Annotated in this window: 25 protein-coding genes, 1 tRNA gene and 1 pseudogene; 13 read left to right on the forward strand and 14 right to left on the reverse strand. The window is 62.7% G+C overall.

Features of this window, described 5'->3' with window-relative positions; genetic code table 11:
- Window positions 1-73: 73 nt before the first annotated feature.
- Window positions 74-1,567, forward strand: coding sequence for a glycerol kinase GlpK (glpK, locus tag ACSQ3L_RS19095; protein WP_436161359.1), 1,494 nt, complete (start codon window positions 74-76; stop codon window positions 1,565-1,567).
- Between the two features lie 29 nt (window positions 1,568-1,596).
- A pseudogene (locus tag ACSQ3L_RS19100) lies at window positions 1,597-1,983 on the forward strand (DUF6882 domain-containing protein); the annotation flags it as partial.
- Window positions 1,984-2,149: 166 nt separating this feature from the next.
- Here ACSQ3L_RS19100 and ACSQ3L_RS19105 read toward each other — a convergent pair.
- On the reverse strand, window positions 2,150-2,617 hold the full coding sequence (locus tag ACSQ3L_RS19105) for a BA14K family protein (protein ID WP_436161360.1): 468 nt from the start codon (window positions 2,615-2,617) through the stop codon (window positions 2,150-2,152).
- A gap of 260 nt (window positions 2,618-2,877) precedes the next feature.
- Between ACSQ3L_RS19105 and ACSQ3L_RS19110 the strand changes: the two genes are divergently transcribed.
- A tRNA-Lys gene (locus ACSQ3L_RS19110) sits at window positions 2,878-2,953 on the forward strand.
- Window positions 2,954-3,206: 253 nt separating this feature from the next.
- Here ACSQ3L_RS19110 and ACSQ3L_RS19115 read toward each other — a convergent pair.
- From ACSQ3L_RS19115 to ACSQ3L_RS19165, 11 genes are all read right to left on the reverse strand, one after another.
- A complete protein-coding gene (locus ACSQ3L_RS19115; RefSeq protein ID WP_436161361.1) occupies window positions 3,207-3,677 on the reverse strand; it encodes a nucleoside deaminase in 471 nt (156 codons plus the stop codon).
- A gap of 128 nt (window positions 3,678-3,805) precedes the next feature.
- The gene (locus ACSQ3L_RS19120) at window positions 3,806-4,867 is read right to left on the reverse strand and encodes an ABC transporter ATP-binding protein (RefSeq protein WP_436161362.1); all 1,062 of its coding nucleotides are present in this window, start codon (window positions 4,865-4,867) and stop codon (window positions 3,806-3,808) included.
- A 42-nt stretch (window positions 4,868-4,909) separates the two neighbouring features.
- Window positions 4,910-5,731, reverse strand: a complete 822-nt coding sequence (locus ACSQ3L_RS19125; protein ID WP_056587473.1) for a carbohydrate ABC transporter permease — start codon at window positions 5,729-5,731, stop codon at window positions 4,910-4,912.
- Window positions 5,732-6,670 (reverse strand): carbohydrate ABC transporter permease, encoded by a 939-nt coding sequence (locus ACSQ3L_RS19130; RefSeq protein ID WP_436161363.1) that lies wholly within the window; start codon window positions 6,668-6,670, stop codon window positions 5,732-5,734. It lies immediately after the preceding gene.
- Window positions 6,670-8,007 carry an ABC transporter substrate-binding protein gene (locus ACSQ3L_RS19135; RefSeq protein ID WP_436161364.1) on the reverse strand — a complete coding sequence of 446 codons (1,338 nt, stop codon included), beginning with the start codon at window positions 8,005-8,007 and terminating at the stop codon, window positions 6,670-6,672. Before ACSQ3L_RS19135 ends, ACSQ3L_RS19130 begins: the two co-directional genes overlap by 1 nt.
- Before the next feature lie 62 nt (window positions 8,008-8,069).
- The gene (locus ACSQ3L_RS19140; protein WP_064995846.1) at window positions 8,070-8,729 is read right to left on the reverse strand and encodes a GntR family transcriptional regulator; all 660 of its coding nucleotides are present in this window, start codon (window positions 8,727-8,729) and stop codon (window positions 8,070-8,072) included.
- Between the two features lie 23 nt (window positions 8,730-8,752).
- Window positions 8,753-9,637, reverse strand: a complete 885-nt coding sequence (locus ACSQ3L_RS19145) for a dihydrodipicolinate synthase family protein (protein WP_436161365.1) — start codon at window positions 9,635-9,637, stop codon at window positions 8,753-8,755.
- A gap of 146 nt (window positions 9,638-9,783) precedes the next feature.
- Window positions 9,784-10,923, reverse strand: coding sequence for a DNA-processing protein DprA (gene dprA / locus ACSQ3L_RS19150; RefSeq protein ID WP_436161366.1), 1,140 nt, complete (start codon window positions 10,921-10,923; stop codon window positions 9,784-9,786).
- Complete coding sequence (plsY, locus tag ACSQ3L_RS19155) at window positions 10,920-11,507, reverse strand: glycerol-3-phosphate 1-O-acyltransferase PlsY (RefSeq protein WP_436161367.1); 588 nt, start codon at window positions 11,505-11,507, stop codon at window positions 10,920-10,922. The genes dprA and plsY overlap by 4 nt, the downstream gene beginning before the upstream one ends.
- A 60-nt stretch (window positions 11,508-11,567) precedes the next feature.
- Complete coding sequence (locus ACSQ3L_RS19160; protein WP_436161368.1) at window positions 11,568-12,854, reverse strand: dihydroorotase; 1,287 nt, start codon at window positions 12,852-12,854, stop codon at window positions 11,568-11,570.
- Window positions 12,851-13,816 carry an aspartate carbamoyltransferase catalytic subunit gene (locus tag ACSQ3L_RS19165; RefSeq protein WP_436161369.1) on the reverse strand — a complete coding sequence of 322 codons (966 nt, stop codon included), beginning with the start codon at window positions 13,814-13,816 and terminating at the stop codon, window positions 12,851-12,853. Before ACSQ3L_RS19165 ends, ACSQ3L_RS19160 begins: the two co-directional genes overlap by 4 nt.
- 159 nt (window positions 13,817-13,975) lie before the next feature.
- Between ACSQ3L_RS19165 and ACSQ3L_RS19170 the strand changes: the two genes are divergently transcribed.
- The 3 genes from ACSQ3L_RS19170 to ACSQ3L_RS19180 all read left to right on the forward strand — a co-directional run bounded on the left by ACSQ3L_RS19170 (window position 13,976) and on the right by ACSQ3L_RS19180 (window position 16,697).
- Window positions 13,976-15,604, forward strand: coding sequence for a DNA alkylation response protein (locus tag ACSQ3L_RS19170; RefSeq protein WP_436161370.1), 1,629 nt, complete (start codon window positions 13,976-13,978; stop codon window positions 15,602-15,604).
- A 194-nt stretch (window positions 15,605-15,798) separates the two neighbouring features.
- Window positions 15,799-16,356, forward strand: coding sequence for a hypothetical protein (locus ACSQ3L_RS19175; RefSeq protein ID WP_436161371.1), 558 nt, complete (start codon window positions 15,799-15,801; stop codon window positions 16,354-16,356).
- Window positions 16,356-16,697: a DUF6105 family protein gene (locus ACSQ3L_RS19180; protein WP_436161372.1), complete on the forward strand. Its 342-nt coding sequence runs from the start codon at window positions 16,356-16,358 to the stop codon at window positions 16,695-16,697. Before ACSQ3L_RS19175 ends, ACSQ3L_RS19180 begins: the two co-directional genes overlap by 1 nt.
- Here the strand turns inward: ACSQ3L_RS19180 and ruvX are convergent.
- On the reverse strand, window positions 16,615-17,121 hold the full coding sequence (gene ruvX / locus ACSQ3L_RS19185; protein ID WP_436161373.1) for a Holliday junction resolvase RuvX: 507 nt from the start codon (window positions 17,119-17,121) through the stop codon (window positions 16,615-16,617). The genes ACSQ3L_RS19180 and ruvX overlap by 83 nt on opposite strands.
- 123 nt (window positions 17,122-17,244) lie before the next feature.
- Here ruvX and ACSQ3L_RS19190 point away from each other — a divergent pair, with 123 nt between their 5' ends.
- From ACSQ3L_RS19190 to ACSQ3L_RS19220, 7 genes are all read left to right on the forward strand, one after another.
- Window positions 17,245-17,952, forward strand: a complete 708-nt coding sequence (locus ACSQ3L_RS19190) for a metal-dependent hydrolase (protein ID WP_436161374.1) — start codon at window positions 17,245-17,247, stop codon at window positions 17,950-17,952.
- 54 nt (window positions 17,953-18,006) lie between these two features.
- Window positions 18,007-18,393 (forward strand): hypothetical protein, encoded by a 387-nt coding sequence (locus ACSQ3L_RS19195; protein WP_436163481.1) that lies wholly within the window; start codon window positions 18,007-18,009, stop codon window positions 18,391-18,393.
- Window positions 18,394-18,522: 129 nt separating this feature from the next.
- On the forward strand, window positions 18,523-18,810 hold the full coding sequence (gene gatC / locus ACSQ3L_RS19200) for an Asp-tRNA(Asn)/Glu-tRNA(Gln) amidotransferase subunit GatC (RefSeq protein WP_292179006.1): 288 nt from the start codon (window positions 18,523-18,525) through the stop codon (window positions 18,808-18,810).
- Window positions 18,811-18,817: 7 nt separating this feature from the next.
- A complete protein-coding gene (locus tag ACSQ3L_RS19205) occupies window positions 18,818-19,273 on the forward strand; it encodes a GNAT family N-acetyltransferase (protein WP_436161375.1) in 456 nt (151 codons plus the stop codon).
- Window positions 19,273-20,838, forward strand: coding sequence for an amidase (locus ACSQ3L_RS19210; protein WP_436161376.1), 1,566 nt, complete (start codon window positions 19,273-19,275; stop codon window positions 20,836-20,838). The genes ACSQ3L_RS19205 and ACSQ3L_RS19210 overlap by 1 nt, the downstream gene beginning before the upstream one ends.
- An 85-nt stretch (window positions 20,839-20,923) precedes the next feature.
- Window positions 20,924-21,370, forward strand: a complete 447-nt coding sequence (locus ACSQ3L_RS19215) for a hypothetical protein (protein WP_436161377.1) — start codon at window positions 20,924-20,926, stop codon at window positions 21,368-21,370.
- Between the two features lie 7 nt (window positions 21,371-21,377).
- On the forward strand, window positions 21,378-22,169 hold the full coding sequence (locus tag ACSQ3L_RS19220) for a YdcF family protein (RefSeq protein ID WP_436161378.1): 792 nt from the start codon (window positions 21,378-21,380) through the stop codon (window positions 22,167-22,169).
- Here ACSQ3L_RS19220 and ACSQ3L_RS19225 read toward each other — a convergent pair.
- Entirely contained in the window at window positions 22,148-22,861 is a 714-nt protein-coding gene (locus tag ACSQ3L_RS19225; protein WP_436161379.1) for a DUF599 domain-containing protein, read from the reverse strand. The genes ACSQ3L_RS19220 and ACSQ3L_RS19225 overlap by 22 nt on opposite strands.
- Window positions 22,862-22,916: the final 55 nt, after the last annotated feature.

A 22,916-nucleotide genomic window follows, 5' to 3' on the forward strand; every position in this document is an offset into this window, starting at 1 on the left:
CATCATGAGAATAGGGGGAGGCGGCATCTTGCCGTCTCCCTTGTTTGTGTAAAAGACTAAGCGGGGAGGCAGAATGACCGGATACATCCTTGCCATCGACCAGGGCACGACTTCGACCAGGGCGATCCTGTTCGACGGCGATATGAAGGTTGCCGGCGGCGGGCAGAAGGAATTCACCCAGCACTATCCTGCCTCTGGCTGGGTCGAGCACGATCCCGAGGATATCTGGGCGAGCGTGGTGACGACCGTGAAGGCGGCGCTGAAAAAGGCCGGCCGGAACGCATCCGAAGTGGCCGCGCTCGGCATAACCAACCAGCGCGAAACCGTCGTCATCTGGGACAGGGCTACCGGCAAACCGATCCACAATGCCATTGTCTGGCAGGACCGGCGCACCGCGACTCTGTGCCAGAAATTGAAGAAGCAGGGGCTCGAGAAGACATTCACCAAAAAGACGGGCCTGCTGCTCGATCCTTATTTTTCCGGCACCAAGATCGCCTGGATGCTGGACAAGGTAAAAGGGGCGCGGCGTCGTGCCGAGAAGGGCGAGTTGCTCGCCGGCACCATCGACAGCTTTCTGATCTGGCGTCTGACCGGCGGCAAGGTTCACGCCACGGATGCCACCAACGCTTCGCGCACGCTGGTCTACAACATCGAGAAAAATGCCTGGGACGACGAACTGCTGTCGATACTGAACATCCCGGCAAAAATCCTTCCCGAGGTAAAAGACTGCGCCGATGACTATGGAATCACGGAGAAAAACCTCTTCGGCGCCGAGATAAGAATCCTCGGCGTTGCCGGCGACCAGCACGCGGCGACCATCGGCCAGGCCTGCTTTGAGCCGGGCATGATGAAGTCTACCTACGGCACAGGCTGCTTTGCGCTGCTCAACACCGGCAGCGACCTGGTGCGCTCGAAGAACCGGCTTTTGACCACCATTGCCTACAGAATGAACGGCAAGACCACCTATGCGCTGGAAGGCTCGATCTTCATTGCTGGGGCGGCCGTGCAATGGCTGCGCGATGGCATCAAGGTGATCGGCAAGGCCGAGCACAGTGGCAAACTGGCAGCGGAGGCTGATCCGACGCAAAACGTCTATCTGGTGCCGGCCTTCGTCGGGCTCGGCGCACCGCACTGGGATGCCGAAGCACGAGGCGCCATTTTTGGACTGACGCGCAATTCCGGTCCGGCCGAGTTTGCCCGCGCCGCCCTGGAATCCGTCGCATACCAAACGCGCGACCTGCTCGACGCCATGCGCAAGGACTGGAAGGGCGCGTCGGCCAAGACCGTGCTCAGGGTCGACGGTGGCATGGTGGCGTCGGACTGGACCATGCAGCGGCTGGCCGACATTCTCGATGCCCCAGTTGACCGTCCGACCATTCTGGAGACGACCGCGCTCGGTGCCGCATGGCTGGCCGGCTCTAAAGCGGGCGCGTGGCCGGATGCCAAGAAGTTTGCGAAAAGCTGGGCGCTGGAGCGGAGGTTTCAACCGGATATGGATGGCTCCGTACGCGTAGCCAAGCTCGCGGGTTGGCGCGATGCTGTGCGACGGACGCTGAGCGTGCAATAACTAGCCATCAGGGTCTTGGGACGAGAGAAATGAAGCCCGATTGGTATCCAGCTTGGCGCGAAGAAGCCATCAAACAACTGAAGGTCAAGAATGACCGCTTGGAGAAAGACTTCCGCCTCGGTCACTGGTCTCGCTACGACTATGACATAGCGACCAGAAGACTTCTGTTTGCCAAAGACGGGAACGTCAAAGTGACCGCAGAGGTCCAGATCGCCGGTTCCACGAGCGCCAAGTCACAAAGTTGGCTCTGGGCTTGGGCAAATTCAAACTGGCCCGACGATGTCATGATCGACGCAAAGCTGGTTCGATCCTTCGGCGAGACGAACAGCATCGATGAACTGGCCCAGTCTTATGCTCGGGATGCGGACGATGACCTGGAAGTGCTTGGTTGGGAACTGAGCGCTGTGGCAGTTCGAATTTGCGACGCCCTTGGAGCATATCGCTCACCGAGCGCGGAAGGGCGATGCGCGTTACTACATCATCAAGAGCATCAGTTGGGCGGAGTGACCGAAAAGAAAGGCCCGTGCCACTTCTGGCATGGGCCTTCAATGCAGCACTATCAACTACTTCCACGCACCCAAATCAGTAAGGCGAGCGGCACTCCCTGCGGGGGCCGTAATTCGGCTGGAACGTGTTGTCCGAAGCACGGTAGCTGCGATAGTGGTCATAGCACCACTGAACGTGCGAGTTGCCTTCATAGACACGGTTGTTTTCGTTGTTGATGATCGCGCCGGTGATCAGCGCACCGGTGGCAAAGGCTGCAAGCGGGAACCAATAATCGCCGTGACGGCGGTAGCCGCGATGATATTCACGATAGCCGCGATGACCGTTCCAATAGGCGCCACGATTGCGAGAAAAATTGCGGTCACGCGAAAAGGTGCGATTGTAGCGGTTCTTGCGCCACTCCTGATACTGGACTGTTTGCACATCCGGCACCGCGACCTGGGATTGCGGCATATAGTTCGGTTGGGCGTTAACCGGCACCGTCTCCGCCGCAACGAATGTGGCCGAAAGAGTGGCCGCCAGCAGGCTCGTTGTGATTCTGTTCATTGGTCTTCTCCTCGATGGTTTGGCGGACGTCCCTGTGCTGAAAAAACGAGCGGCGCATACAATTGTTCCCCAGACTGCATGCCGCTGTTGGGCAGAAATGGCAGCGCTCCTTGGCTATTTTCCCACCGACGCCACGGCGGGCGAGTGTCGCGACAGGGGCCAAGCCGCCCGTGTTTGCGAACCCTCTTTTTCCGGTTGACCGGTCGAGGCACTCTCCCTATGTTCCGCGCAATTTCGAGGGTAGCCTTTCGCGCCCGCGGGAGCGCGTAGCTCAGCCGGTAGAGCAACTGACTTTTAATCAGTAGGTCATGGGTTCGAATCCCATCGCGCTCACCACAGCTTTAACGTTAAATATCAGCCACTTAGAGCTTTTTTAGCCTTGAACAAGGCATCAACTGTGCGACTTTTCGCGGTCCGTGCGACTTTCTAAAAATCTCACCATGGGCAACGATGCGACAAGATCGTACGACTTCGGACCGTTGATTCTATAAGCCCTTGATTTTGTTAAGTTGCTGACGAATTTTCAGTCAGTGGATGATGGATTCGAATCCCATCGCGCTTATAAGAAATTCCAACCGGCACGAAGCCATCAGCGCTTCCAGAAATCGCGGTGCGGTGCGAGCAGCTCGTCCGCGATCTCGGGGAAGGGGCCAAAGACCTCGATCTTTTTCTGGCCAGAGCCGAGTACGGTGCGCGAAGAGAGGCTCATCGTCGGATTCTCCGCGTGATCCCCGGTGAGCGCCAGGAGCTTGGTCTCATCGCACCCGTAGACCAGCCGCCCGATATTGGCCCAATACATCGTGCCGGCGCACATCGCGCATGGCTCGAAGGTCGAGACCAGCGTGCATTGCCACAGGAACTCCGGCGCGTAGGCAGCCGCGCCGCGCCGGGCGATCTCGGTCTCGGCATGGCGCACCGTGTCGAGATTGCCCTGCCGCATCAGCACCCGATCGTCCGGCCCGATCAGCACGCAACCGAACGGATGATGCCCATGTGCCGTCGCCTCGCGCGCGACGGCGTCGGCGGACCGAAGGTGGGCGAGCATCTGATCGCGAGTCATGGCAAAATCCTGGGACGCCGACATCCAACCGATAGCGGCTCCTTGGGCCGAGATTGCTGCCAAGGAACGCACGTGGCAAGGGCGAACCGCCGCTTGGGACCTTTGCGCCGGGATATCAGACCTTTGCGCTACAATCGCCGACCGGTCTTGGCGTCGAACAGATGAGCGCATGCGCGGTCGATCTCGATCCGCATCTGTGCGCCTTGCTTCAGCGCAAGCCGCTCCCGGAATAGGCAGGAGATTTCCTCGCCGGCGCAGTCGACCTTGGCGAAGATTTCCGAACCCGTGGCTTCCAGAAGCGCGATCGTGCCGGCAATACCCTGAGAAGTCGTTGCTCGGATATGTTCGGGACGAATGCCATAGGTAAGTTCGCCTGCGGGAATTTTTGCCAGGTTGATGCCTTCCGGCAGCGGCAGGGTCAGCCCGCCGGCGCTGCGGAAGACGCCTTCCTCAACGTGGCCGGCAATGAAGTTCATTGCCGGCGAGCCGATGAAACCGGCAACGAAGAGATTGGCCGGGCGGTCGTAAAGATCGAGCGGGGCGCCGATCTGCTCGACGAGGCCGTCATGCAGCACGACGATCTTGTCGGCCATGGTCATGGCCTCGATCTGATCATGCGTGACATAGATGGTGGTGGTGCCCAGCCGCTGGTGCAGTGCCTTGATCTCGCCGCGCATCTGGACGCGCAATTTGGCGTCGAGATTGGACAGCGGCTCGTCGAACAGGAAGACTTGCGGGTCGCGCACGATAGCGCGGCCCATGGCGACGCGCTGGCGCTGGCCGCCGGAGAGCTGGCGCGGATAGCGGTCGAGCAGCTTGTCGAGACCCAGGATGCTGGCGGCCCTGCCGACGCGGCTGGCGGTGTCGGCCGGATCGGCTTTCTTGATCTTCAAGGCAAAGCCCATATTGTCGGCCACCGTCATATGCGGATAGAGCGCGTAGTTCTGGAACACCATGGCGATGTTGCGGTCGCGCGCCCGCAGATTGTTGACGGTGCGATCGCCAATGGCGATCCTGCCGCCCGAGATCGTTTCAAGTCCGGCAATCATCCGCAGCAGCGTCGACTTTCCGCAGCCCGATGGGCCGACCAGGATGACGAACTCGCCATCGGCGATATCGACGCTGACATCGTGGATGATCTTGGCTGTTCCGAAAGCCTTCTGCACGTTGTTGATTGTGACCGATGCCATTGGGTTTTCCTCGAAAAAAGTGTGATGTCGGACTGCGCTCTCTCAGCCGCCCTTGACGGCGCCTGCGGTCAATCCGGCAACGATCTGCCTTTGCGCGAACATGGTCAGGACCAGCACCGGCAATGTCACCACAAGGGCGGCGGCGGCGAGCGGCCCCCAACTTACCTGCTCGTAGGAGAGCATGTTGTAGACGGCGACCGGCAGCGTGCGCGTTTCCCGGCTGGCGAGCACCACGCCGAAGACGAAATTGTTCCATGAGAAGATGACCGACAGGATGAAGGCGACCACGATGCCCGGCTTGGCGATGGGCAAAGCGACCAGCCGGAACACTTGCCAGGAGCTGGCGCCGTCGATGTTGGCGGCCTCTTCCAGTTCCATCGGCGTGGTCTCGAAATAGCCGATCATCACCCAGACCACGATCGGCACGGTCACCACCAGATGGATGATGATCTGCGGCCACAGCGTGCCGAGAATGCCGACCCATTGGAACAGCAGGAACAGCGGGATGAGATAGGAAAGCCCCGGCGTCATGCGGGCGATCATGATGACGACCGCCGATCGCTCGGCCTTGAGCCGCGCGATGCCATAGCCGGCCGGCACGCCGATCAGCAGCGCCAGCAGCGTCGCCGTGCCGGTCACCAGAACCGAATTCCAGAGATAGAGCAGGAAATTGTTCTCCTCGAACACTTTTGCATAGTTCGACCAGGCGAGATGTTCAGGGATCAGGATCGGCGGGTAGGCGCCGTTGTCGATCTCGAATTTCAACGACAGCGAGATCATCCAGAGGAAGAACAGGATCGCCGGCGAGACGAAGACCAGAGCCGCGAAAAACAGCCCGATCTGGTTGAGCAGCCGTGAACTCATCTATTTGCCCTCCACGCCGATCCACTGGGAGCGCTGGCGCAACATCAGGAGGATGAAGGACAGGGCGACGATGACGATGAAGAACACCACGGCCATGGCCGAGCCATAGCCGATATCGTAGTAGGAGAAGGCGGTGTTGTAGAGATAGATGTTGATGGTTTCCGAGGCCGTGCCTGGCCCGCCCTGGGTCATCGCGTAGATGATGTCGAAACTCTTCAGCGCGTCGATGGTGCGGATGATCACCGCGATCATCAGGAACGGCGCGATCATCGGCAAAGTGAGGTAGCGGAATTGCTGCCAGGCATTGGCGCCATCGATCTCGGCGCTTTCGAACGGCTCGCGCGGTACGGACGCCAGGCCGCCGAGCACGATCAGCATCACCAACGGTGTCCACTGCCAGGTCTCGACCGCAACCAGCGACGGGATGACCGCGTTGGCGTTGAAGATCCATTCCTGTGCCGGGATGCCGACCAGCGACAGAAGATAGTTGAGCACGCCGAGTTGTGGATGGAACATCATGGTCCAGACCAGCGCCACCGCGACGGGCGTTGCCATCATCGGCATCACGAAGACGCCGCGCAGCAGGCCACGCAGCGGAAACCTGGCGTCGAAGATCAGGGCGGCGATGGTGCCGAGCAGCATCGGCGCGGCGACCGAGAGGAAGGTGTAGCTCAACGTATGGAGAAGCGATTCCCAGAAGCGTTGGTCGTAAGCCAGCCGCAGGTAATTCTCCATCCCGGCAAAGCTTCGCGACTGGCCAAGCGTCCAGCGGTTGACGCTCATCCACAGCGTGAAGGCCCAGGGAAAGACGATCACGGCGCCGACGACGACGAGCGCCGGAACGACGAAAGGCCAGTAGTTGGGAGCCAGCCGGATGGTCTGACTCCCTTCGATGGCTTGCGTCGTCACCCCGGTGCGTTCTGGGGTGGTGGCGGACATCAGCCTTGCTCGCTCCTGTCGAGGACCGGCTGGAATTGCTCGGTGGCCTTCTTCAGCTCCTCGGCCGGATCGGCGCCGGCGATCAAATTGGTCAACGCCACGCCATAGATGTCTCGGAACTCGGTGACCGGGATGATGACCGGCAGCGACAGCCGGCTGACATTGCCGGAACCGACCACCGCATCGAGCCAGCTCGCCGGCATGGTGACGCCTTCGCGCACCTTCGGATCTTCAAGCACCGATTTGCGGAACGGTACGCCGGCGCCTGCCTGCAGCAGGCGCGCGCCCATGGCCGGCGACACCGCCCACTGACAGAACAGATAGGCGGCTTCCTTCTTCTCGCTGGCGGCCGTCACGCCGATGCCGTCGCCGAAGGTGCCCGCGGCGTGCGCCTTGGGACCCTTGGGCATGACGCCATAGCCGACCTTGCCGACCACCCGCGATTTTTCCGGATTTTCCATCGGCGGGGCAAAGCCGACGCCATCGAACCACATGCCGATCTTGCCTTGCAGGAAGGCGGACTGCGCTTCGGCCCAGTTGAAGCCGGTAACCCCTGGAGGCGCGGATTTGGTCATCAGCCGCTGGTAGAGGCTGGCGGCTTCGATCGCCTCGGGCGACGTCGTGCGCAGCTTTCCCTGACCATCGAGTGGCGTCATGTCGTAGCCGAGCATGAGCGATGTCCACACCGGCGTGTTGGCGTTCTTGATGCCGCGGGCGACGAAACCGTAGGTGTTGGTCGACGGGTCGGTCAGCGCCTCGGCCGCGGCCACCAGCTGCTCGAAGGTTTCGGGATATTTGAGGCCCTTGGCCTCGAACAGCTCCTTGTTCCAGTAGACGATCCAGTAGTCGACCGAGAAGGGCAGCGAGCGCAGCACACCCTGGCCGTCCTTGGCGAACAGCATGCCGGCATCGGCGAAATCGCTTTCGACCAGCCCCGGATCGGTAAGGGTTGGGTCGGCGAGATAGCCTGATATGTCGGCCAGCCAGCCGCCTTTTTCGAACTGCCGCTTCTGCACATGGTAGCTCAGATGCACGACGTCGAAGCTCGGCTTGCCGGAGCTCAGTTCGATCACCGTCTTCTGGCGCTGCTGCTGCTCGGGCGTCGCCTCGGCATTGACCTTGATCCCGGTCAGTTCCCCGAACTCGGCGAGGTATTTTATGAGGGTGTCGCTGCGCGGGCTTTTGACCAGATTGACGTCGAGCATCGTGCCGGCAAAGCGCTTCCAGTCGACGCCGGCGGCAAAGCCCGGGCGAACGCCCGCAAGGCCGGCGGCGGCAAGTGCCGCGGTTCCCTGGAGGAGTTGCCTCCTGGTTGGGTTAAGCAGATTGGACGACATTTCTTCCTCCCGGTTGCTGTCGTTGTCGATTGCGCCGCGACCGCGGCGCGGCTCATGCTTCCTCAGATTTGCAGCGCCAGCCGGCGCGCCTTGTCGATGTGCAGGCTGATCGCCTCGACCGCCTTCTGCGGGTCGCGGCTTTCCATGGCTTCGATGACCGCAAGATGCTCACGCATGACCGGCACGACGCGCCCGTCGATGCGGAAGCGCTCCTGATGGATCAGCCGGATCTTCACCGAATTGACCAGATAGGCCTTGGCGATGATCTCGTTGCCCAGCGCATCGATGAAGGTGTCGTGCATCGCCCAGTCGATGCTCTGCGCCCTGGCTTCCATTTCCGGCGTCGGCGCCTGTGAAAGGGCTTGCGCCAGCATCTCCTCGTGTTCGCGCCGCAGGCGGGCCAGTTCGTCATCGGAAGCGCTGGCGGTGAACAGCGCTACCGCTTCGCGCTCCATGAACAGGCGGAACTGAAAAGCCTCGCGGATCAGGCTGATGTCGATGTGGGCGATCTGCATGCCGCGCTGCGGGATCGTCGTCAGAAGCCCTTCGGCCTCGAGACGCGGCACGATTTCGCGAATGGCGCCGAGCGGCAGGCCGGTGAAGGCTACCAGCTCCCGCTGTGATACGAACTGGCCGGGCAGCAGATCCCGGGCCAGCAAATGCCGCGTGAAGCTGGCATAGGCTTTTTCCCTAAGGGTGGTCGGTTCGCTGCCGTCTTCCATTTCAGCGCGTATCCCTTTGCCGGTCAGGCTGATTCCCTGGCAAACAACCTGTCATAGGCTTCGGCAAGCTGTTGGCGCCCCTGCGAAGCGATCGGCTCCAGCGGCGGGCGAACCGCCAGCCAGCGGTCGTCGCCAGTCTTGCGCGCCACCATGACCTTCACCGCCGGCGTGACCGGATATTTGAGCAATTCGAGCACGAAACGCTCGACGCTTGTATCGTCGCGCCCGTCTTCGGCCATGGCGCGGATTTCGCCGGTAACGAAATTGGCCATGCCGGAGATTGCGCCTTGAGCACCAATTCGCACCGCCCGTGCCAGATGCCGCTCGTCACCGATCAGGATCACCAGATCGCCATGGGCGCCGAGCAGCGCCTCGCTGTAGTCCCAGTCCCCGCCGGAATCCTTGACCCCCGCGACCACGTCCGGAAAAGCGGTCCGCAACCGGCCGATCAGGTCAAGCGAGAGCCGCACCGTGGTGACAGACGGGATGTTGTAGAGCAGAACGCCACGGGCGAGGGGACCGAGCGCGGCAAAGACGGCGGAAAACCAGCCGAAAAGGCCATCGTCGCCGACATTCTTAAAGTAGCTCGGCGGCGCCAGCAGAATGTTGCGGGCGCCTCGTTGCAAGGCATGCCGTGCCTGTTCAGCGGCGTCTTCAGCCGCATCGACAAGCACGCCGGCAACAAGCTGATGCGGCAAGATGCCGGCAGCCAGCATGGCTTCGGTCACCGAACGCCGTTCCGCGGTACCCACCGACGCGCCTTCGCCGGTGGTGCCGAAAAGCGTAACGCTGCCGCACCCTTCAGCCAGGCAACGCCTGGCCTGGGCGACCATGAGGGCGGTGGCGATCTGCCCAGAGGCATCGAAAGGCGTGGCAAGGGCGGCTGAAAGGCCAAAGCGTGATGTCACCGGGGGTCTCCGAAAGAAGTTCGAAGGCAGTGATATCCCACTAACATGTCAGTTGTAAATCGGGTTGGTGCGAATTTTCTGCCCCCCGCATGACGTGGGCGAATCTTCTTGCCGGGAAGCGAACAGCGTCACACCGGAGGTGTCGGTCAGACGGAAGAATCCCCGAACACTAGCGAAACATTGCCTCCGGCATGACGCTCGAGCCGGCCGGCGAGGTCGAGTTCCAAGAGCACCATGAAGACCTGGGCCGGGTGCAGGCCGGTGTGGCGGATGATCTCGTCGATCGACACTGGCGTGGGTCCAAGCGCCTCTATGACGCGGGCGCGGTCGCTTTCGCCGGGCGGTGCAGTGGCCGAGAAGTCGGGCGGCTCCTCGAACGGCGGCACATCGCGCGCTCGCATGCCCGTCAGCGGGGCGATCGCCCTGGCAATGTCCGATGCCTCGGTGACCAGGGTGGCGCCATCCTTGAGCAGGCCGTTGCAGCCTGCGGCGCGTGGATCGAGCGGTGAGCCGGGCACGGCGAAGACCAGTCGGCCCATTTCGCCGGCAAGCCTGGCGCTGATCAGCGAGCCCGAACGTTGCGCTGCCTCGACCACCACCAGCCCAAGGGCCGCACCCGCGACAAGGCGGTTGCGGCGCGGAAAATCCTGGGCGCGCGGCTGCCAGCCCAAGGGCATTTCCGAAATGACGGCGCCGCGCTCGGCAATCTCATCGCACAGGTCTGCATTTTCAGGCGGGTAGGGCAGGTCGAGACCTCCGGCCAGCACTCCGATCGTGCCGGTCGCAAGACTGCCCTGATGCGCCGCCGTGTCTATGCCGCGCGCCAGGCCGGAGACGATTGCGTAGCCGTCGCGGCCGAGATCGGCCGCCAGCATGCGCGCCATCTTGATGCCTGCCAGCGATGCGTTGCGCGCGCCGACGATGGCGACGCCGGGCAGTCGGAAGGCAGCGGCATTGCCTTTTACCGCCAGCAATGGCGGCGGATGGTCCATGCTGCGCAACAGCGGCGGATAGTCTGTTTCACCGATGCCGACAAAGCGCGCGCCGGCCTTTCGGGCCGCTTCCAGTTCGGCCTCGGCTTCGGCGACGGAAGGGATGCGGGCGATCCGGTTGGCGCCGCCTGAAATCATCAGTTCCGGCAGTATTTCCAGCGCCACCTCGGCCGAACCGAAGCGATTGATCAGGTCGCGAAAGGAGGCGGGGCCGACATTCTGGGTGCGGATCAGTCGTAGCCAGCTCAGCCGCTGCCGGTCGCTGAGGCGCGGACCGGCGGTCGGCTCACTCATCCCTTGGCTCCGATCTTGCCCTCGGTGCCGGCACGCAGGCGTGAAATGTTTTCCCTGTGCTTGATGAAAACGATGATGCTCATCACTACGAACAGCCCGGCATTCTGCGGTGTGCTCATGAAATAGAGGGCGATCGGCACGATGACCGCCGCCGTCAGCGCCGCAAGCGAGGAATAACGGAAGAGGAATGCCATCACCAGCCAGACGACGGCGAAGATCAGCGCCACCTGCCAGGCAAGACCGATCAGCACGCCAAGATAGGTTGCGACCCCCTTGCCGCCCTTGAATCCGAGCCATACCGGGAAGAGATGACCGAGAAAGGCGCCGAGACCGGCCCAGATCGCCAACTCAGGCGCGAAATGGCCTGCTATCAGCACGGCGGCCGTGCCCTTCAGCGCGTCGAGCAGCAGCGTCGCGGCGGCAAGGCCCTTGTTACCGGTGCGCAGAACATTGGTGGCGCCGATGTTGCCCGAGCCGATGTTGCGCACATCGCCAAGGCCAGCCGCGCGGGTGAGCAGAAGCCCGAACGGAATCGAGCCCAGGAGATAGCCGAACACGAGCGCTGGGATTAGGCTGTAAGTCATTGTTTCCCCCGCATTTTCCCCCAGTTTGGCCGGATCAGGCGCGGTGCGCGGGTGTCCGGCTCAGACGGAAAACACTGTGCGGCCCGCAACCAGCGTTTGCAAGACCTTGCCTTGCAGCCGCGCGCCTTCGAAACAGGTGTTTTTCGAGCGCGAACGAATGCCGCTTTCGCTGACGATCCAGGGTTCGTCGAGATCGACAAGCGCAAGATCGGCGACCGCACCCGGCTTCAGCGTGCCGCCGGGCAGCCCGAATAGCTTTGCGGGAGCGGTGGACAAGGTCTCTATCAGCCGGAGCAACGGCACGTCGCCATTGTGGTAGAGCCGCAAGGCGGCGCCAAGCAGGGTTTCGAGCCCAATGGCGCCAGCCGCGGCATCGGCGAAAGGCAGGCGCTTGGTGTCGACGTCCTGCGGATCGTGCGAGGAAACGATGATGTCGATCGTGCCGTCCCTGACCGCCTCGATCATTGCCAGCCGGTCCTCCTCGGCGCGCAATGGCGGCGTCAGGCGAAAGAATGTGCGGTATTCACCGACGTCGTTTTCATTCAGCGACATATTGTGGATCGCAACGCCCGATGTGACGGCAGCACCATCGGCTTTCGCACGCGTCACGGCGTTCACCGCCATCGCCGTCGAGATCTTCGCCGCATGGTACGAACCGCGCGTCAGCCGCGCCAGCGCAAGATCGCGCTCCAGCGGGATGGATTCGGCTTCGCGCGGAATGCCGGAAAGGCCGAGCCAGCTTGCATAGAGGCCCTCGTTCATCACGCCGGACGATCTGAGGTCGGCATCCTGCGTTTCATGCACGATGGTGGCGCCGAAGTCGCGCGCATAGGTCAGCGCGCGGCGCATCACCAGGGCGCTCGGTATGGTGTGGCGGCCATCGGTGAAGGCGACTGCGCCGGCTTCGCGCAGCAGACCGAACTCGGTCATCTCGCGGCCGTCGAGGCCCTTGGTGATCGCCGCCGCCGGAAAGACGTTGACGATCGCCGTATCCTTGGCTGTGCGCAGCACGAACTCGACCAGCGCGACATTGTCGATCACCGGATCGGTATCGGGCATCATGACGATCGATGTGACGCCGCCAGCCGCCGCCGCGACACTTGCCGACGCAATGGTTTCGCGATGCTCGCCGCCCGGTTCGCCGATGAAGACGCGGCCATCGATCAGGCCCGGAATGATCGCCTTGCCGGCACAGTCGATGACGGTGGCGCCCTCGGGGGCGCCCTGGTTCAGCGCCGCCTTGCCGGCGGCAAGGATTTTCTTGCCATCGACGATGACGGCGCCGACTTCGTCGATACCGCGCGAGGGGTCGACAATGCGGGCGCGCTCAAAAACCGTTATGCTCATGCGCCGCGGCCTTCGTGGTTGCGGCGCGGGTCAAGCAGCGCTTCCATCACCGCCATACGCACGGCAACGCCCATCTCAACCTGTTCCTGGATGACGCTTTGCGGACCGTCGGCGATTTCCGAGGCGATCTCGACGCCGCGGTTCATCGGCCCGGGATGCATCACCAGCGCATCGTCCTTGGCGGCCTTCAGTTTTTCCGCATCGAGGCCGAAATAGCGGAAATATTCGCGCACCGAAGGCACGAAGGAACCTTCCATGCGCTCGCGCTGCAGGCGCAGCATCATCACCACATCGGCGTCCTTGAGGCCTTCGGCCATCGAGCGGGTAACGATGACGCCCATTTTCTCGATGCCGGTGGGCAGCAGCGTCGACGGCGCGACGACGCGCACCTGCGCGCCGAGCGCGTTGAGCAGCATGATGTTCGAGCGCGCCACGCGCGAATGCAGGATGTCACCGCAGATCGCCACGATCAGCTTCGACAGCGGCCCCTTGGCGCGGCGGATGGTCAGCGCGTCGAGCAGCGCTTGTGTCGGGTGTTCATGCGCGCCGTCGCCGGCATTGACGACGGAGCAACCGACCTTTTGCGCCAGAAGGGCCGCCGCACCCGCCGACTGGTGGCGGATGATCAATATGTCGGGACGCATAGCATTCAGCGTCATCGCCGTGTCGATGAGCGTTTCGCCCTTCTTCACCGAGGAACTCGCCACCGACATGTTCATGACGTCGGCGCCGAGCCGCTTTCCGGCAAGCTCGAACGACGACTGCGTGCGCGTCGAGGCTTCATAGAACAGGTTGATCTGGGTGCGGCCGCGCAACGTCGAGGTTTTCTTCTCGGACTGCCGCGAGATCGCGACCGCTCGATCCGCCCTGTCGAGCAATAGCTCGATGTCGGCGGGGGAAAGGTCGCGGATGCCCAAAAGATGGCGATGAGGGTAGAGTGGCAGGGACGAAGCGTCGGTCATCTCAAGGCGCTGCTATAGGGTGGAGTTTTTGCGGCCGCAAGCGCCAGCTTTGCATTGCAGCCGTTCTCCCCGGTATTTTCATCGCGCGCGCCGCATGGCTTGGCTATATCTAGCCGACGGCCCCGGATTCGTGGCTTTCTACCGATAGAAGGATTGGGCGTGACCGACGACGTGACGAACCAGCCGCCGCCGCTGACGGGCGGCAACGCCTGGCGGGGCGATCCGTTGCTGATCCAGCTCGCGGAGCGTTTTTCCGATCCGGTACGCCGGGAACTCGACGGGCTCGGCCGTTTCGTGCTGACGCAGGAGGCGCAGGAGTTGGCGCGCCTCGCCAATGTCGAGACGCCGAAGCTGAGGACGCACGATCGCCAGGGACGGCGCATCGATGTGGTCGAATTCCACCCCGCCTATCACGCTCTGATGCGCCGTTCGGTGGCCAACGGGCTGCATTCCTCGGTCTGGGAAAACGGCGATGCCGAGATCGGCCGCCGCCATCAGGTGCGGGCTGCCCGGTTCTATCTGACGGCGGAGCTCGAGACCGGGCATCTCTGCCCCATCACCATGACCAACGCTTCACTCGCCGCCTTGATGGCCAGCCCAAAGCTGTTTCGCGAATGGGCGCCGCGCGTGACGACGCGCAAATACGACCAGAGCCAGAAGCCGCCGGTCGAGAAGACCGGGCTGACGCTCGGCATGGGCATGACCGAGAAACAGGGCGGCACCGATGTGCGCGCCAATGTGACGAGGGCGGAACGCGCCGGCAGCGGGTTTTATCGCCTGACCGGACACAAATGGTTCATGTCGGCACCGATGTCGGATGCCTTCCTGGTGCTGGCGCAGGCGCCGGAGGGGCTGTCGTGCTTCCTCGTGCCGCGCGTTCTCGGTGACGGCACGGGCAACGGCTTCCGCTTCCAGCGGCTGAAGGACAAGCTCGGCAACCGTTCCAACGCGTCCTCCGAAGTCGAATTCGTCAATGCCATCGGCGAGATGGTCGGTGAACCGGGTGCCGGCGTGAAGACGATCATGGACATGGTCACCCTGACCCGCCTCGATTGTGCCATCGCATCGTCGGCGATCATGCGCGCGGGCCTCGCCGAGGCCGTTCATCATGCGCGCCACCGACAGGTGTTCGGCTCAACCTTGATCGAGCAGCCGCTGATGCAGCGCGTGCTGGCCGACCTGGCGCTCGATGTCGCCGCCGCCACCGCGCTGTCGTTCCGGCTGGCGCGGTCCTTCGACGAGGCGGCAAGCGATCGCGGCGAGGCAGCGTTTGCCCGCGCCATGACGCCGGTGGTCAAATACTGGGTCTGCAAGATCGCGCCGCCGCTGCTCTACGAGGCGATGGAGTGTCTGGGCGGCAATGGCTATGTCGAGGAAGCGCCACTCGCGCGCTACTATCGCGAGGCCCCGGTCAACGCGATCTGGGAAGGGTCAGGCAATGTCATGGCGCTCGACGTGCTGCGCGTGCTTGGCCGTGCACCCGGCCTGTTCGAGGACGTGCTGGCCGGCATCGATCGCGATCTCGGCGCCGGCGGACGCGGCACGATCGGCGTGCTGAAGGCGGCGATGCAGGTCGCTGCAACCGATGAGGGCTCGGCCCGTCTGCTCACCGAACAGCTGGCGCTGTCGGCCGCGGCAGCGGAGTTGCGCCGGCTTGGGGCAGGGCGGATCGCCGACGCTTTCGTCGAGACGCGTTTGGCCGGCCAATGGCGCAACACCTATGGCATGCTCGATTCGCGCCACGATGCGCGCATGATCATCGACACGCTCTATCCGCCGGTGAATTGAACCGCGAGCATCGCAAAAACCGACGCCATCCACTGTTTTGAGGCGTTGGTGGGTTTCCGCACGCGTATGGCTAATCGCCGTTAACCTTAACAAATGGTTTCCGTTGCGGTGGCGGGCGGCAAAGCCCACTGTCCCAGCGAGAGCAGGGAATGGTTCAGATTGGCCGTCCCTTGCTTTGCGAAGCAGGAACGCCGATGCGACAGGTACTGACCTCTTTTCTGGCCTTGCACTGGGCGATTGTTTTCGCCCTGCTTGCGCTCATCTGCATCGACGGAAACCGTGGTGTGGCGGCGGCGCTCGGCGTGTTGGGTGCCACGATCGAGGGCACTCGCTTCGTCGACCTCGACAACACTGTCGTCGTGGCGCCGCTTGCCACCGCATTGCTCGTCGTGGCAGTGCTGTTCTGCTGGGCTTTTGTCGAAGCCCTGATCAACGACGCGACCAGCCCGGGCTCTGATAGCGTTGCCCGCATCGCCTTCATCTCCGCGTCCGGCGTGCTGTCGCTGATCGTCATCGGTGGCGCCGCGCAAGGCATCAACGGACTGTTCATGGTTGTCGCCGTGCAACTGGCCGCACTTCTGGCGTCCTACGTCGCCATGCTTGCCGAGCGCCGGTCCGCGGTTGCGGCATCTGCTTCGGGCGAGGGCGAGGTCCACGCCGTCGCGCATGGCATGGCAAAGGCCGCGGCCCACAATTCCCTGCTTTCACTCATATCGGGCCGCACTGGCTCCAACCCCACGGGAGGCCGCTGATGCGTTACATCTTTGCATTGTGGGCTGCCCCGATGGCGCTGTTCTGGGGCTGGTTCTACCTGTCCCTCAACGATATGAATTTCGGCTATGTCATGCTCAGCCGGCGGCTGCACGACTTCGTCTTCGAGCTCTATGGCCAGATGCTCGGTATCGATCCGGCGACTATCCCCGGCATGGTGGCAAAGGCCTGCGTCTTCGACGGGTTTCTGCTGATGGCGCTGTGGGCGTTTCGCCGTCGCCGTGAGATCACAGGCTGGGTCAGACGGCGCTGGGCGGATCCGGTTCCGTTCGAGCGGATGCGTGGAGCGACTGAAGCCGGTCCAAAACTCCCTGCAGAATAAACGCGGCTGCCGCCGAATCGATCTTGCCGGCGCGTTTGCGGCGCGAGAAATCCATCTCGATCAGCGTCCTTTCGGCCGCGACCGTCGATAGCCTTTCGTCCCAGAGCACGAAGGGCAGGTCGCTTAGCTGTGCCATGTTGCGGACGAAGGCGCGAGATTTCTGCGCGCGCGGCCCTTCCGAACCGTCCATGTTGATCGGCAGCCCGATCACCACCGCGCCGGCATTCTCCTTTTGCAGCAAAGCGAGCAGCACGGCGGCATCGAGCGAGAATTTCCTTCGCATGATGACCGGGCGCGGATGGGCGAAGGAAAACCTCTGGTCCGAGACCGCGACGCCGATTGTCTTGTCGCCAAGGTCAAGCCCGGCCAGCGTCTTGCCGCCGGCCAGCCGCGCCGGCAATTCCTCTATCGTGATAATGCCCACCGGCCGTCCTTCACCTTTCACCGCCATGTGTTCGTTCAAACGCACAACGGGCACAGTAACCCTTTGATCTCCGGGCTATCGGCGTTCTATCCTCTGGCAAGCCAAAAATCGAGGAATGCATTCATGAAACTGACCTGGTACGGCCACTCGGCCTTTCGCATCGAAACGGCTGACGCCAAGATCCTCATCGATCCCTATTTGATCGGCAATCCGTCCTGGACGGGCGGCTGGGAGGGACCGGCTGAAGGGGTCACGCATGTGCTGCTGACGCATGGCCACAGCGACCACATCAGCGGCGCGCTGGAAGTGCTCGGCAAAAGCGGCGCGCAGCTGGTCGCCAATTTCGAGATCTGCATGTTCCTGGTCGGCAAGGGCGCCAGCGACAAGAAGATCAATCCCGGCAACATCGGCGGCACCGTCGATTGCGGCGGCTTCACCACCACTTTCGTCCAGGCGCTGCATTCCTCCTCATTCCCGGGCGAGGGCGGCCTGAACACCTATCTCGGCAATCCCGGCGGCCTCGTCCTGCATTTCCCCGAAGACAAAACGCTCTATCACATGGGCGACACAGACATCTTCTCCGACATGGCGCTGATCAACGAGTTGCACGAGCCGAAGATCGGCATTGTGCCGATCGGCGACCGCTTCACCATGGGCGGTGCGGTGGCGGCACTTGCCTGCCGCCGCCTCTTCAAGTTCGACACCGTGGTTCCCTGTCACTTCGGCACCTTTCCGATGATCGATCCGACCGCCGACAAGTTCGAGGCCGGCCTGGAAGGATCCGGCATCAAAGTCGCATTGCCGAAGATAGGTGAGACGATTACGATCTAGACGCAGCTAAAGCGGAACAAATCCATGGTGTTGGGACGATCTCTTTGTGTGTCCATGCTGGTTGCGGCGTCGCCCGCGCTCGCCGCCGATGATTTCATCGAAGGCGTCTACCTTCAGTCCGAGGAGCTTTGCAAACAGGCCAAGAAGGATACGCTGCAACCCCTGATCGATGCGGGCAATATCGTGCTTTCGGCGCATGGCCTGCAAAGCGTTGAATACAATTGCGAGTTTCTGCAGATCAGCAAGGCGACGGCTTCGCCGAGCTGGGCGGTGACGGCCATCTGCCAGGAACCGGGCTATGTGTTTCCGGATGTCCTTTCGGTGACGCAAATGAACGCGAAACAAGTCGATCTCGTGTCGGTCCGGCCGGCTGGCGACGAAAGCGAGGCCAGCGGCAACAGCGGCAGCTACTATTTGTGCGAGGGCGTTGCCCTGCCGTAGACAGCACTCTGTAGAACCGATGACCGAAGAGCCGGGCAGCCACCACTGCCTGGTCCCTCGCACGATGCATGTTGCGCAGCGCGCGCGGCGCCGCTATAGCCCGAACTGGTTTTCCCCCGAGGCAGAAACATGTCCGTAGATCTTCAGACAGTGAAGCGCGTTGCGCATCTCGCCCGCATCGCGGTGAGCGAAGAAGATGCCGAACGCATGACCGGCGAACTGAACGCCATTCTGGGCTTCGTCGAGCAGCTGAACGAGGTCGATGTTTCCGGCGTCGAGCCGATGACCTCGGTGACGCCGATGGACATGAAGAAGCGCATGGATGTCGTCACCGACGGCAGCAAGGCGGCCGACATCGTCGCCAACGCGCCGGCGACCGAAGAGAATTTCTTCCTCGTGCCGAAGGTCGTGGAGTAGCCGGCCGATGGCAATCGAGATCGCCATTGAGACGCCGCTGCAGGACGATGTGCGCGGTCTGGTCGAGGAACTCAACGAGACCTTGCTCGAACTGACGCCACCAGAGCACTGCTACCATCTGACGGTCGAGCAGATGGCCGGTGAGGACACGACCGTTTTCATCGCCCGCGATAATGGCACAGCCATCGGCTGCGGCGCGCTGAAACGCCATGACGGTGCCGTCGGCGAGGTCAAGCGCATGTACACGCGGCCTTCGCATCGCGGGCAGAAGATCGGCGCGAAAATCGTCGAGCAGGTCGAGGCGCTGGCACGCAATGAGGGGCTGAAGCGCCTGGTGCTGGAGACGGGCGATCGTCATCCCGCGGCGTGGACCGTCTACGAACGCGCCGGGTTTTCGCGCTGCGGCCCGGTGCTGGATTATCCCGATTCTCAGTGGTCGGTGTTTTACGAAAAGAGCCTTTGATGAGCGACCTGACCCAGCTGACGATTTCACAGGCCCGCGCCAAGCTGCGCGGCAAGGAAATCACCGCGACCGAGATCACCGAGGCCTATCTCTCGGCCATCGATCGCGCCAATCCGGCGCTCAATGCCTATGTCGCGGTAACCGGCGACAAGGCGCGCGACATGGCCAAGGCGTCCGACGCCAGGCTGGTCAAGGGCGAGGGCGGTGCGCTGGAAGGCATCCCGTTGGGGATCAAGGATCTGTTCGGCACCGAAGGCGTCCATACGCAGGCCTGCAGCCATGTGCTCGACGGGTTCAAGCCGCACTACGAATCGACCGTTACATCAAACCTGTGGGCCGACGGCGCTGTCATGCTGGGCAAGCTCAACATGGACGAGTTCGCCATGGGCTCGTCCAACGAGACCTCCTACTATGGCCCGGTCATCAATCCGTGGCGGCGCTCGCGCCTCGACACGGTGGTGATGCCGACGACGCATCAGGGCGATGGCGGCTTCGTCTCAGCCGGCGGCACCAGAACCGCGCGCAGCCTGGACAATGCGCAGCTGGTGCCGGGTGGCTCTTCCGGCGGTTCGGCAACCGCGGTCTCGGCCTTCCTGTGTGCCGGTGCGACCGCGACGGACACTGGCGGCTCGATCCGCCAGCCGGCCGCCTTCACCGGCACGGTCGGCATCAAGCCAACCTATGGCCGCTGTTCGCGCTGGGGCATTGTCGCCTTCGCTTCGTCGCTCGACCAGGCCGGACCGATCGCCCGCGACGTGCGCGACGCCGCGATCCTGCTGAAGTCGATGGCGTCCGTCGATCCGAAGGACACGACGTCGGTCGACCGGCCGGTACCGGACTATGAGGCGGCGATCGGCAAGCCGATCAAGGGCATGAAGGTCGGCATTCCTAGGGAATACCGCGTCGATGGCATGCCCGAAGAGATCGAGGCGCTGTGGCAGAAGGGCATTGCTTGGTTGAAGGACGCCGGCGCCGAGATCGTCGACATTTCGCTCCCGCACACCAAATACGCGCTGCCGGCCTACTACATCGTTGCGCCCGCCGAAGCGTCGTCCAACCTCGCCCGCTATGACGGCGTCCGCTACGGCTTGCGCGTGCCGGGCAAGGATATCGTCGACATGTATGAGAAGACCCGCGCCGCCGGTTTCGGCCGCGAGGTCAAGCGCCGCATCATGATCGGCACCTATGTGTTGTCGGCCGGCTATTACGACGCCTACTATCTGCAGGCGCAGAAGGTGCGCAATCTGATCAAGCGCGATTTTGAGACCGTCTTCGCCGCCGGCGTCGATGTGATCCTGACGCCGGCAACGCCGTCCGCCGCCTTCGGCATCGCCGACGAGGATATGGCCGCCGATCCGGTCAAGATGTACCTGAACGACATTTTCACGGTCACCGTGAACATGGCCGGACTGCCAGGCATTGCCGTGCCCGCCGGGCTCGACGCCAAGGGCCTGCCGCTCGGCTTGCAGCTGATCGGTCGGCCGTTCGACGAGGAAACCCTGTTCCAGACCGCTGCCGTCATCGAGCAGGCCGCAGGCACATTCCAGCCGGAGAAGTGGTGGTAGCATGCCGCCCCCGTCTCGCATTTCCATCGTCGAGACGGGAGACGAACTGCTGATAACCAACCCACCACGCATCTCGGATTTCAGGATGGGTTTCGTCCTGGTTGGGGCCGCGATCGTTGCCTACACCGGCTACATGGGATTGACCGACACGTCGCCCGCAACCGTCGCCAGCGGCACTCTCGGTCTGCTCTCGTTCGCGGTGATCATTGCCCTCTTCACCTATTTCCTCGGCAAGGATTTCATTTGGCTGGTATTCGGCAAGGAAACCCTGCGGCTAACCAACGCCGCAGCCGTGCGCGACGTCAGGGGTTTTTTGCGAAATCGTTCGTCATTGCCTTTGAAAGGGCACCTTCAGATCGAAATCCTCGACCATACCTATCCAACGGATGAAGCCGGTCTGTCGGAAGTCATCAGGTTGACCAACACTGACGGCGTCCTTGTTTTCGGCAGGGAGTTGAGCCGGTCCGAGGCCGAGGCTGTGACGAGCGCCGTCGAGCACTTCATCGGTCGTGAGAATTCGAGTCGACGATAGGCAGCCAATGTTCTTCTATCTCTCCAAGATATTCTGGTTCTTCGTCCAACCACTCAATCTGGCGATCTTCCTGCTGCTGGCGGGGCTGCTCGCGGCCATGATCGGCCGCCGGCGGTTGGCTGCGACGGGCAGCGTGCTGGCATTTCTGATCCTTGCGTTGTCGGCCTGGACGTCGCTTGGCGCCATGATGCTCAATCCGCTCGAAGAGCGCTTCCCACGCCAGTCGCTGCCGGAAAAGGTCGACGGCATTGTCGTGCTCGGCGGTGGCCTCGAGGGCACCATCAATCTGGTGCGCGGCGGCTATGAACTGAACAGCGGCGGCGATCGGATGGTCGAGACCGCAATTCTGGCCCGGCGTTTTCCAGCAGCCAAGGTGATCGTCTCCGGCGGCACCGGCGAACTGTTTCTCGACGGCGAGGGCGATGCGGCCACGGCGCCCCGTTTGCTTACCGCGCTTGGCGTGACGGCCGATCGCCTGATCCTCGAAAACAAATCCCGCAACACCTATGAGAATGCCGTCTTCACCAAGGAGCTGGTAACGCCGAAGGCCGGCGAGACGTGGCTGCTGGTGACCTCGGCCTTCCATATGCCGCGTGCCAAGGCGCTTTTCGACAAGGCCGGCTTCGCCACTGTTCCCTGGCCGGTCGACTATCGCACTTCGGGACGGGAAGGCATCGGCTTGTTCCGCGACAATCCAGCCGATTCGCTGCAGGCCACCACGACAGCCATCCGCGAATGGATCGGTTTGATCGCCTACTGGTTGTCAGGGCGGATCGATCAGCCTTTTCCAGGCGGCTGACCGATCACCGCTTGCCTGGCCGCCGAGAAGAACTGGCGCCGCACCAGCACGGCCAGCAGCAACAGCGTCGACAACACGAACACCATGGGGTCGACGAACCAGCCGAGATAGCCGATCGAGAAAAACACGCCGCGCAGGCCAGAGTTGAAGTGCTTCCCGGCGAGCATGTTCATTTGCGCCGCACGCCACACCGCGGTTTCGGTGACCGGATTGCGTGAGGCTTCGCCATGCGGGATCGGCACGGCGCCTATCAGGATCGTGCAGTAGTTGAACAGCCGGTACGCCCAGCCGAATTTGAAGAACGAAAACGCCAGGATCAGCACCAGCCCGAGCACCTTTATCTGAAAGGCCGCGCGCGACGGCGCGCCGCCCAGGGGTAGGTCGCTCAGCACTTCGAGAACCCGGTCGGATGCACCGAGCAAGGCGAAGCAACCACCGATCGCGATCAGCGAACTGGAGGCGAAAAAGGCGGTTCCCTGTTGCAACCCGCTCATGATGGCGGTGTCGACGATGCGGATTTCGCGCTCGGCCATGGTCCGCATCCAGGCTTGCCGCTGCGTATTCATAGCCGTGGTCAGCGATACGCGGCTGGTCAACTTGCCGTCGGAGGCAAGCGTGTGCAGCAGCCACGCGGCGAGGAAGAAAGCCAGCGCCGCGAGATCGGCCATCGAAAGATCGAAGGAATCGCCCATGCCCTGAATTTATCACATTCGGCGCGATCACTTCGATGTCCGCATACAGCGATCT

The sequence above is a fragment of the Mesorhizobium sp. LjRoot246 genome (assembly GCF_964254115.1).
Taxonomy (GTDB): domain Bacteria; phylum Pseudomonadota; class Alphaproteobacteria; order Rhizobiales; family Rhizobiaceae; genus Mesorhizobium.